Source organism: Phenylobacterium sp. (assembly GCF_035944335.1).
Taxonomy (GTDB): Bacteria; Pseudomonadota; Alphaproteobacteria; order Caulobacterales; family Caulobacteraceae; genus Phenylobacterium.
Genome location: NZ_DASZBG010000028.1, coordinates 1 through 10,852, shown reverse-complemented (window position 1 = coordinate 10,852; position 10,852 = coordinate 1). Strand labels below are relative to the sequence as shown.

Below are 10,852 nucleotides of genomic sequence, written 5' to 3'. Positions count from 1 at the left end.
GGCACGTCATTGGCCCGCAGCAGCTCCAGCCACTCGTCGCGCGGCCGGCTGGCGAAGATCTCGATCAAGAGGTCGCGGGCGGCGACCATGTCGACCTCGAAGGCCTCGAAGGCGTCCTCCAGCCCGATGACCTCGAAGGCCTTGCGGTAGAAGTTGGTGAACAGCGTGCCCAGGAAGAACCATTGGCCGTCCGCGCACTGGTAGAGCCGGTAGCGCGGGTTGGCGCCCGGCGGGATGCCGCGCGGCAGCGGCGGGAGCTCCAGCGCCCGCGAGGGGCCCGACACCTCCGAGACCCCGTGCAGGCCGCTGATGACCAGCCCCTGGCCTCGCCCGCTGCGGCTGCGTTCATGCAGCGCCGCCCCGATGGCCAGCGCCCCCATCACCGCCTGGCCATACCAGGCGACGGGCAGCACCAGATGCACCGGCTGGTCTGCGTAGGCGCCCTGCTTGAACGCCATGCCGGTCAGGCCCGCCAGCAGGCTGTGGCGGGCCGGCAGATCGCTCCAGCGCCCCTCAGTCCCATAGGGCGGCATCCAGGCGTGGATCAGGCCCGGGTTGGCGGCGCCCAGCGTGGCCGCATCGAGGCCGAACGCCTCCAGCCGGCCGGGCGGATGATCGAAGATCGCCACGTCGGCGCCGGCCACCAGCGCGCGGGCCGCGGCGAGCCCGTCGGCGCTCTCCAGATCGAGGGTCAGGACCTGCTTGTTGCGGTTGAAGGCGAGGTAGCCCGGCTGGTCCCTGATCCGGTCGCCGCCCGGCGGCTCGACCTTGACCACCTCGGCCGCGAAGTCGCCCAGCAGCATGGCGGCCATCGGCCCGGCCACGCCCTGGCTGAAATCGGCGATTCGGATGCCGGCGTAGGCGGTCACGCGCGAGGTCTCCCCTGAGGCCCCGCCATCAAACCCGGCGCGGCGGGCGCGGGCAACCGGTCAGATGCGCAGCACCGTGGTCTCGACGACCGGGCGGCGGCCCCAGATGCGCTGGCTGGCCTTTTTCACGGCGCGCGACATGGCGGTCTCGATCTCCTCGTCCAGTTCCCGCTGCTCGCCCTTTAGCCGGCCGAGCGCCTGTTCGGCCTCCTCGGCCAGATCGTCGAGCACGTCGTCCAGCGGATAGTCCTCGTCGGTAGGAAGGCCGAGCGCGCGGACCTGGGGGCCGGAAACGATCTTGCCGCGGCCGTCCAGCGCCACGGAAACCGCCAGCACCCCGTTGAAGGCCGCGTGGCGGCGCTCGCGCAGCGCCTCGCCGTTCTCCGGCGTCAGCACGCCGCCGTCCACATAGAGCCGGCCCGAGGGAACCTCGTCGATGATCTCCGCGCGGCCGGGCGCCAGGCGGACCATGTCGCCGTTGCGCGGCGTCACCTGTTGCGGGACCTGCAGGTCGCGGGCGAAGGCGGCGTGTTCCAGGAGGTGGCGGCGCTCGCCGTGGGTCGGCACGGCGATCTGCGGCCGGGCCCAGCGGTACATGTCGGCCAGCTCGTCGCGGCACGGGTGGCCGGAGACGTGGATGCCGGGATGGTCGCGCTCGGTGTAGAGGCGCACCCCGCCGTCGGCGAGCTTGTTCTGCAGGTTGCGGATCGGGATCTCGTTGCCGGGGATCACGCGGCTGGAGAAGATGCAGCTGTCGCCCGCGCCCAGCTTGACGTGGGCGTGGGTGCCGTCGGCGATCCGCGACAGGGCGGCGCGCGGCTCGCCCTGGCTGCCGGTGCACAGGTAGAGCACCTTCTCCGGCGGGAACCGGCCCGCCTCGCTCTCCTCGAGGAACGGCTGCAGGTCCTCCATGAGGCCCACGGACTTGGCGGCCGACGACATCCGCCGCATGGACCGCCCGACCAGGCAGATGCGCCGCCCAGCGGCTTCGGCCGCGTGGCAGACTGAGTCCATGCGCGCCACGTTGGAGGCGAAACAGGCGACGGCGACCTTGCCCTTGAGGCCCGCGATCAGCGGCATCAGCTTGGCGCGCACCTCCGCCTCGGAGCCGGCGCGGCCGTCGACGAAGACGTTCGTCGAGTCGCAGACCATGGCCAGCACGCCGCCGTCGCCGAGCTTCTGGATGGCGTCGATATCGGTCGGCCCGCCCAGCAGGGGGTCGGGATCGATCTTCCAGTCGCCGGTGTGCAGGATCACCCCCAGCGGGGTCTTGATGGCCAGGCCGTTGGGCTCGGGGATCGAGTGGGTGAGCGTGATCAGCTCCAGCTCGAAGGGCCCCAGCGAGATCTTGCCGCCCAGCGACACCTCGGTGATCTCGGCCTCGTCCAGGAGGTCCGCCTCGCGCAGCTTTTCGCGCAGGATGAAGGCGGTGAACGGGGTGGCGTAGATCGGCGCCTTGATGCGCGGCCACAGCCAGGCGACGGCGCCGATGTGATCCTCGTGGGCGTGGGTCAGGACGATGCCCAGGATGCGGTCGGCGTGCGCCTCGATGAACGTCGGGTCCGGCAGGATGATCTCCACGCCGGGCGTGGTCTGGTCGCCGAAGGTCACGCCCAGGTCGACGACGATCCAGCGCCGGTCGTGCGGCGGCCCGAAGCCGTAGAGATTGAAGTTCATGCCGATCTCGTTCGACCCGCCGAGCGGCAGGAAGACGAGCTCGTCGTCGGGTCTGGGTTTCGCCATCTAAGCCTTCGCCGTGTTCCGGCGATAAATCTCCAGCATGCCGCGGATCGTCAGGTCGGGATCGAAGTGGTCGATCGAGGCCGTCGCGCCATGGAAGAGCGAGGCCACGCCGCCGGTTCCGATGACCGTCATGGGCCTGCCCCATTCGGCCTTGATGCGCGCCACCAGGCCCTCGATGAGCGCGATGTAGCCCCAGAACACGCCGGCCTGCATGGCCGCCACGGTGTCCTTGCCGATGGCGGTGTTGCCGCGCGGGCGCTGGATGGCCACGCGCGGCAGCTTGGCCGCGGCCTGGTGCAGCGCCTCCATCGACAGGTTGATGCCCGGGGCGATGGCGCAGCCCTCCATGCCGCCGTCCGCGGCGATCACGTCGAAGGTGGTGGCGGTGCCTGAGTCGATGACGATCAAGTCGCCCGGATAGACCACATGGGCGCCGATGGCGTTGACCAGCCGGTCGGCGCCGGCCTCCGACGGCTTCTCGATCCGCACCTCGATGCCGAGGTCGACGTTCTCGCCGATCACCATGGGCTCCACGTGCAGGTAGCGGCGGGCGAGGTTGCGCAGGTTGAAGATCGACTGCGGCACGACGCTGGAGATGATGCAGCCGTCGAACACGCCCATCTGCAGGCCGGCCATGGCCAGCAGCTGCGACAGCCACACGGCGTATTCGTCGGCGGTGCGGCTGGAATGGGTGGCCGAGCGCCACTGGGCGGTCCACCGCTCGCCGTCGTGCACGGCGAACAGGGTGTTGGTGTTGCCTTGCTCGATGGCCAGCAGCATGGGCGCCTTCTACCCTTCCCCGAAGAACACGTCGCCCGCCGTTATCCGCTCCAGCGACCCGTCGTCCAGCCGCAGGCGCAAGGCGCCGTCCGGATCGAGACCCTCGGCCATGCCGGTCACGGTTCGGCTGGGCAGTCTGGCCTCGCACCGTTGGCCCAGGCCCGCGGCGCGCTCGGTCCAGGCCCGGGCGATCGGCGCGAAACCCTCGGCGGTCCAGGCCCGGCGCCAGACCTCGAAGCGGGCGGCCAGCACCTCCAGCGCGGCCGGCGGTTCGGGCGGCTCGCCCATGTGCTCGGCGAAGGCGGTCGCGGGGCGCTCGAGGTTCTGCGGCGCATGCGCCAGGTTCACCCCGATGCCGACCGCGAGCCACAGGCCGCCGTCCGGTCGCGCCCCGGATTCCACCAGGATGCCGACCGCCTTCCTGCCATGGACCAGCACGTCGTTGGGCCACTTCAGGCGGGCCACGCCCGGGCCGAGGCAGGCTTCCGCGAGGTCGGCGGCCGCCAGGGCGGCCACGAAGGAGATCTGCGCGGCCTCTACCGGCGGCGCGTCGGTCGTCATCAGCAGGGTGGCGGCGAGGTTGCCGCGCTCCGTGGACCAGGCCCGCCCGCGGCGGCCGCGGCCGGCGGTCTGCACGGCGGCGGTGATCCAGACCGGACCTTCCGCCCCGGCCTCGGCGCGCCGCCGCGCCTCGGCATTGGTGGAGTCGAGCTCGTCGTAGGCTTCGACCGGCGGGTGGGCCGCCAACCTAGGCGAGGCCAAACGCGCGGGCGGCGGTGGCGGCGAGCGGGTCCAGCCAGTGCAGCGCGGCCATGACGACCGGGAAGGTGAACAGGGCCAGGGCCACGGCGATGACGCGGGCCTCGGCCGGCGGCTTGTCGGTGGCGCCGGCGCCGGCGTCGAACCACATCACCTTGATCAGGCGCAGGTAGTAGAAGGCGGCCACGACCGAGCCGACCAGGCCGGTCACCGCCGCGACGCCGAGCCCTGCGTGGATCGCGGCCTTGAACACATAGACCTTGGCCCAGAAGCCGGAGAACGGCGGCAGGCCCAGCGCCGAGAGCGAGAAGGCGGTCATGGCCAGCGCTATGCCCGGCTGCTCCTTGATCAGCCCGGCCATGTCGTCGATCGTCTCCATCGCGCGGCCCTTGCGCGACAGGGCCGCGAGGCAGGCTAAGAAGCCTGTCACGTCGATCATGTAGAGAACCATGAACACCAGCATCGACTGCACGCCCTCGGCCGTGCCCGAGGCCAGGCCCAGCAGGGCGTAGCCGACGTTGGCGATCGAGGAATAGGCCCACAGGCGCTTGAGGTTCGTCTGCGCAAGCCCGGCAAACGCGCCCACCGCCACCGAGATCAGGCCGAGCGCCACCAGGATCTGCTGCCACTGCACCGCAGCCCCGGCGAAGCCCTGGCCCAGCGCGCGGGCGAACAACACCATGGCGGCGAGCTTGGGGGCGGACGCGAAGAAGGCCACAACGGGGGTGGGCGCCCCCTCGTAGACGTCCGGCGTCCACATGTGGAAGGGCGCGGCGGAGACCTTGAAGGCCAGGCCGCAGATCAGGAACACCAGGCCGAACAGCACGCCCACATGGGCCCCGCCATGCACCGCGAGCGCGATCTGCGAATATACCACCGAGCCGGCGAAGCCGTAGATCAGGCTCGCGCCGTAGAGCAGCAGCCCCGACGACAGGGCGCCCAGCACGAAGTACTTGAGGCCCGCCTCGGAGGCCTTGGCGTCGTCGCGGTGCATGGCGGCCAGGACGTAGAGCGCCAGGGACTGCAGCTCGACACCGACATAGAGCGAGATCAGGTCGCCGGACGAGGCCATCATCCCCATGCCCAGCGCGGCGATCAGGATCAGGATCGGGAACTCGAAATTGTGCACCCCGCGGCGGGCGAACCAGCGCTGGCCGAGCGGCACGCAGACCGCGCTCGCCACATAGATCGCCACCTTGGCGAAGGCGGCGCCGGCGTCGAACACCAGGCCGCCCGAGAACGCATTGCCGAACGGCTGGGTGGCGGCGGCCACGGCCGCGCCGATCAGCACCAGCACCGCGGCCGCGCCGATGACCATCGACATCTTCGGCGCAAAGGCGCCCCAGACCAGCAGCACCAGGGCCCCGACGCCTAAGATCAGTTCCGGATAGGCGACCGCGAGATCGGCGGAGAAGTTCATCTGCGACTTAGCCCCCGATGGCCGCGCGGTAGGCCTGGGTCAGGTGGTCGACCGAGGCCTGGGTGATGTTGAAGACCGACGACGGCACGACGCCCAGATAGAGGGTCGCCGCGACCAGGGGTGCGAAGATCACCACCTCGCGCCAGTCGAGATCGGTGATCGCCGAAAGCTTGGCGTTGGTCAGCTCGCCGAACACCACGCGGCGGTAGACGCTCAGCATATAGACCGCCGACAGGATCACGCCCGTGGTGGCGAGGATCGCCGTCCAGGTGGAGGCCCGGTAGGCGCCGGTCATCGACAGGATCTCGCCCACGAAACCCGAGGTCCCCGGCAGGCCGACGTTGCCCATGGTGAACAGCATGAACACCGCCGCATAGATCGGCATCCGGTTCACCACCCCGCCGTAGAAGGCGATCTCGCGGGTGTGCATGCGGTCGTAGACCACGCCGACGCAGAGGAAGAGCGCCCCGGAGATCACCCCGTGGCTGAGCATCTGGAAGATCGCGCCCTGCTCGCCGACGACGTTGCCGGAGAAGATGCCCATGGTGACCAGGCCCATGTGGGCCACCGAGGAATAGGCGATCAGCTTCTTGATGTCGGTCTGCCGGAAGGCGACCAGCGAGGTGTAGATCACCGCGATCACGCTGAGCGCGAAGATCAACGGCGTGAACAGCTGCGAGGCCTGCGGGAACATCGGCAGGCTGAAGCGCATGAAGCCGTAGCCGCCCATCTTCAGGAGGATGCCGGCCAGGATCACCGAGCCCGCGGTTGGCGCCTCCACGTGGGCGTCGGGCAGCCAGGTGTGCACCGGCCACATGGGCATCTTCACCGCGAAGGAGGCGAAGAAGGCCAGCCACAGCCAGGTCTGGATGGCCGGGTCGAAGTGATAGGTCATCAGCACCGGGATGGAGCTGGTGCCCGAGATGCCGATCATGCCCAGGATGGCCGCCAGCATCAGGACGGAGCCCAGCAGGGTGTAGAGGAAGAACTTGAAGGCGGCATAGACCCGCCGCTGGCCGCCCCAGATGCCGATGATCAGGAACATCGGCACCAGGCCGAACTCGAAGAAGACGTAGAACAGGATGATGTCGAGCGCGCAGAAGACGCCGATCACCAGCGCCTCCAGGAGCAGGAAGGCGATCATATATTCGAGCACGCGGACGGTGATCGACTTCCACGAGGCCAGGATGCAGATCGGCATCAGGAAGGCGGTCAGCAGCACGAACAGCACCGAGACGCCGTCGACGCCCATCCGATAGTGCAGGCCCGCGAACCAGGGCTGATCCTCGACGAACTGGAAGGCCGAGGTCGCGCGGTCGAACTGGGCGACCAGCAGCACCGACAGCGCCAGGGTGGCGACCGTGGTGACGAGCGCGATCCACCTGGCGGCCTCGACCGTGCGCGCGTCCTCCGGCCTGCCGAAGAGCCGCAGGACGAGGATCGCCAGCACCCCCACCAGGGGGGCGAAGGTGATGAGCGACAGGATGCCGGTCATGTGTCCCGTCCCTCCCCTAGTGGTTCCACGCCCAGAGGGCGTAGGTGAGCAGGCCCGCGACGCCCAGCAGCATCACGAAGGCGTAGTGGTAGACGTAGCCGGTCTGCAGCAGGCCCGTGCGGCGGCCCACGGCGTAGGAGACGGCGGAGACGCCGTCGGGACCCAGGCCGTCGATGACTTTCTGGTCGCCGCCCTTCCAGAACAGGTCGCCCAGGATGCGCGCGGCGCGCACGAAGGTCGCGTCATAGAGCTCGTCGAAGAACCACTTGTTGTAGAAGAACAGGTAGAGCGGGCCGCGTCGGGCGGCGAGGCGCGCGCCCATGCCCTCGTGCATCAGGTACATGTAGACGGCGACCAGCAGGCCGGTCACGGCGGCGATCAGCGGCGCCTGGACGATCAGCAGCGGCGCGTGCAGCGGGGCGAGGACATGGTTGCCCGCAGCCGTGAAGATCGCGCCGCGCCAGAACTCGTGCTGCTCGGCGCCGACGAACTTCTCCTCGAACAGATAGCCCGCGCCGATGGCGCCGATGGCGAGCGCGATCAGCGGCAGGCGCATGGTCCAGGGGCTCTCGTGCGGCCGGTGCTGGTGGCCGCCGTGGTCCGGCTCGGAATGCGTCTCGGCCTGGGCGGGGCTGGCGTGGTCGTCGGGCCCGTGGGCGTGGGCGTCGTGGTCGCGGTTGTGCCAGTGGTGCTCGAGGTCTTCGCTGGTCCAGCGGGCGTGGCCGTTGAAGGTGAAGAACACCACCCGCCAGGAATAGAAGGCGGTGAGCAGCGCCACGAAGACCCCGATGATGAAGGCGAAATAACCCATGGCGTCGCCTGCCTGGCCGGCGGCGTAGGCGGCGTGGATGATCGAGTCCTTGGAGTAGAAGCCGGCGAAGCCCAGCTCCAGGCCGGGAATGCCCAGGCCGGTGATGGCGATGGTGCCGATGGTCATCACCGCGAAGGTGACCGGCAGGTACTTCGCCAGCCCGCCATAGCGGCGCATGTCCTGCTCGTGCGCCATGCCGGCGATCACCGAGCCCGCGCCCAGGAACAGCAGCGCCTTGAAGAAGGCGTGGGTGAACAGGTGGAACATGCCGGCCTGGTAGGCCCCGACGCCGGCGGCCATGAACATGTAGCCGAGCTGCGAACAGGTCGAATAGGCGATCACCCGCTTGATGTCGTTCTGGGTCATGCCGACGGTGGCCGCGAACAGGGCGGTGAGCGCGCCGATGAACACCACGATGGTCTTGGCGATGGGCGCAAATTCGAACATCGGCGACAGCAGGCAGACCATGTAGACGCCCGCCGTCACCATGGTCGCCGCATGGATCAGGGCCGAGACCGGCGTCGGGCCCTCCATGGCGTCGGGCAGCCAGGTGTGCAGGAAGAACTGCGCCGACTTGCCCATGGCGCCCACGAACAGCAGCGTGCAGGCGAGATCGACGAGGTTCCAGTTCTGGCCGGCGAAGGCCCAGCCCTGGTGGGCATGGGCGGCGATCATCGGGAACAGCTGGGCGAACTGGATCGTCCCGAACGCCCAGAAGGTGGTCATGATGCCGAGCGCGAAGCCGAAGTCGCCGACCCGGTTGACCACGAAGGCCTTGATCGCCGCGGCGTTGGCGGTGGGCTTCTTGAACCAGAAGCCGATCAGCAAATAGCTGGCCAGCCCGACGCCTTCCCAGCCGAAGAACAGCTGCATGAAGTCCGAGGCGCTGATCAGCGCCAGCATGGCGAAGGTGAACAGCGACAGATAGCTGAAGAACCGCGGCTTCGAGTCATCCTCGGCCATGTACCCCCACGAATAGAGGTGCACGAGCGAGGAGACGGTGGTCACCACCACCAGCATGACGGCCGACAGGCCATCGAGGCGGAAGCTCCAGTTGGAGACGAAATTCCCCACCTGGATGAACGGCGCATAGGTGACCGTGAAGGGCGCGAGCCCGCCCCAGGTCCATTGGGCGAAGACGTCCCACGACAGGATCGCCGACAGGAACAGCAGGCCGGTGGTGATCGCCATGGAGGCGACATCACCGATCCTGCGGCCCAACAGGCCGGCGATGGCGGCGCCGATGATCGGGCCGAACAGGATGATGGTGACGAGCAGTTGCGGTGACATGCGCGGAGGCTCAGCCCTTCATCACGGAGGCGTCGTCGACGGAGATGTCGCCGCGGTTGCGGAAGAAGGTGACCAGGATCGCCAGGCCCACGGCGGCCTCGGCCGCGGCCACGGTGAGCACGAACATGGCGAACACCTGGCCCACCACATTGCCGAGATAGACCGAGAAGGCGACGAGGTTGATGTTCACCGCCAGCAGGATGAGTTCGATGCTCATCAGGATGACGATGATGTTCTTGCGGTTCACGAAGATTCCGAACACCCCGATCGTGAACAGGATGGCGGCGACCGCCAGGTAGTGCGACAGCCCGATGGTCATCGTCCCGCGCTCCCCTTGGCGCTGCGGCCGATTGCGCCAGCCTTGGCTCCTGGAACCCGACGCGCCGGGGGCGGGGCGGCGGGCGCCGGCTCCGTCCCTTCGCCCGGCTTGAGCGAGACCACGCGCATGCCGCTCTTCGGGCTGCGGGCGACCTGGTCGGCGATCACCTGGCGGCGCACGCCGGGCTTGTGGCGCAGGGTGAGCACGATGGCCCCGATCATCGCCACCAAGAGCACCATGCCGGCCGCCTGGAAGAAGTAGATGTACTGGGTGTAGAGCACCCGCCCGATCGCCTCGGCGTTGGTGACGCCGATCGCCGGATGGACGCCGGAGGCCATGGGCGTGTCGTTCAGCCGGGCGGCGCCTTGGGTGGCGACGGTCGTGGAGACCACCACCATCTCGACCGCCAGCGCGCCGGCGACCAGCCCGCCCAGCGGCATGTAGCGGGCGAAGCCCTGGCGCAGCGCGGCGAAGTCCACGTCCAGCATCATCACCACGAACAGGAAGAGCACCGCGACCGCGCCGACGTAGACGACCACCAGCAGCATCGCCAGGAACTCCGCGCCCATCAGCACGAAGAGGCCGGCCGCCGAGAAGAAGGCCGCGATCAGGAACATCACCGAGTGCACGGGGTTGCGCGCCGAGACCACGGCGAATCCCGAGGCGATGGTCACCGCCGCCATCAGGTAGAATGCGATCGCCTGCAGGGCCATCCGGCTCTTCTCAACCCCTCGAATTACGCTCTTCCCGCGGCCTCGTTGAGCGCGCGCGGGATCGTCCATTCAGCTCAGCGGAATCGCGCCGCCCTCTTATCGGTAGGGCGCGTCCAGTTCCAGATTCTTCGCGATCTCCCGCTCCCAGCGGTCGCCGTTATCCAGCAGGCGCTCCTTGTCGTAATAGAGCTCCTCGCGGGTCTCGACGGCGAACTCGAGGTTCGGGCCTTCCACGATGGCGTCCACCGGGCAGGCCTCCTGGCACAGGCCGCAGTAGATGCACTTGACCATGTCGATGTCGTAGCGGGTCGTCCGCCGCGAGCCGTCGGCGCGCGGCTCGGCCTCGATGGTGATCGCCTGGGCCGGGCAGATCGCCTCGCAGAGCTTGCAGGCGATGCAGCGCTCCTCACCGTTGGGATAGCGGCGCAGCGCATGTTCGCCGCGGAAGCGCGGGCTCTGCGGATTGCGCTCGTGCGGATACTGCACCGTGTGCTTGGGCGCGATCATGTACTTCATGCCGAGCATGAAGGCGCCGGCGAAATCCAGCAGCGCCGCGCCCTTCACCGCCTGTCCGATGCGTTGGAACATGCTCACTTCCTCTCGCAGGCGTAGTTGCCCATCCAGCTCGGATCGCCGCTCTTCAGCACCAGGTT

9 protein-coding genes and 1 pseudogene are annotated in these 10,852 nt (G+C 68.9%); all 10 read right to left on the bottom strand.

Annotated features, from left to right (window positions below; all coding sequences use genetic code 11):
• Positions 1-869 (bottom strand): CoA transferase (locus VGT80_RS06050; RefSeq protein WP_327453858.1); only part of this gene is annotated, 869 nt, incomplete at its 3' end.
• Between the two features lie 60 nt (positions 870-929).
• Positions 930-2,612 carry a ribonuclease J gene (locus VGT80_RS06045; RefSeq protein WP_327453856.1) on the bottom strand — a complete coding sequence of 561 codons (1,683 nt, stop codon included), beginning with the start codon at positions 2,610-2,612 and terminating at the stop codon, positions 930-932.
• On the bottom strand, positions 2,613-3,392 hold the full coding sequence (locus tag VGT80_RS06040) for a type III pantothenate kinase (RefSeq protein WP_327453854.1): 780 nt from the start codon (positions 3,390-3,392) through the stop codon (positions 2,613-2,615).
• 9 nt (positions 3,393-3,401) lie between these two features.
• On the bottom strand, positions 3,402-4,139 hold the full coding sequence (locus VGT80_RS06035; protein ID WP_327453852.1) for a biotin--[acetyl-CoA-carboxylase] ligase: 738 nt from the start codon (positions 4,137-4,139) through the stop codon (positions 3,402-3,404).
• 1 nt (position 4,140) lies between these two features.
• Positions 4,141-5,571, bottom strand: coding sequence for an NADH-quinone oxidoreductase subunit NuoN (gene nuoN / locus VGT80_RS06030; protein ID WP_327453850.1), 1,431 nt, complete (start codon positions 5,569-5,571; stop codon positions 4,141-4,143).
• A 7-nt stretch (positions 5,572-5,578) separates the two neighbouring features.
• Positions 5,579-7,066 (bottom strand): NADH-quinone oxidoreductase subunit M, encoded by a 1,488-nt coding sequence (locus VGT80_RS06025; RefSeq protein WP_327453848.1) that lies wholly within the window; start codon positions 7,064-7,066, stop codon positions 5,579-5,581.
• Positions 7,067-7,082: 16 nt separating this feature from the next.
• Positions 7,083-9,167 (bottom strand): NADH-quinone oxidoreductase subunit L, encoded by a 2,085-nt coding sequence (gene nuoL, locus VGT80_RS06020; protein ID WP_327453846.1) that lies wholly within the window; start codon positions 9,165-9,167, stop codon positions 7,083-7,085.
• Positions 9,168-9,177: 10 nt separating this feature from the next.
• On the bottom strand, positions 9,178-9,486 hold the full coding sequence (gene nuoK / locus VGT80_RS06015) for an NADH-quinone oxidoreductase subunit NuoK (RefSeq protein ID WP_327453844.1): 309 nt from the start codon (positions 9,484-9,486) through the stop codon (positions 9,178-9,180).
• Between the two features lie 95 nt (positions 9,487-9,581).
• A pseudogene (locus VGT80_RS06010) lies at positions 9,582-10,199 on the bottom strand (NADH-quinone oxidoreductase subunit J); the annotation flags it as partial.
• 96 nt (positions 10,200-10,295) lie between these two features.
• Positions 10,296-10,787, bottom strand: a complete 492-nt coding sequence (gene nuoI, locus VGT80_RS06005; RefSeq protein ID WP_327453842.1) for an NADH-quinone oxidoreductase subunit NuoI — start codon at positions 10,785-10,787, stop codon at positions 10,296-10,298.
• Positions 10,788-10,852: the final 65 nt, after the last annotated feature.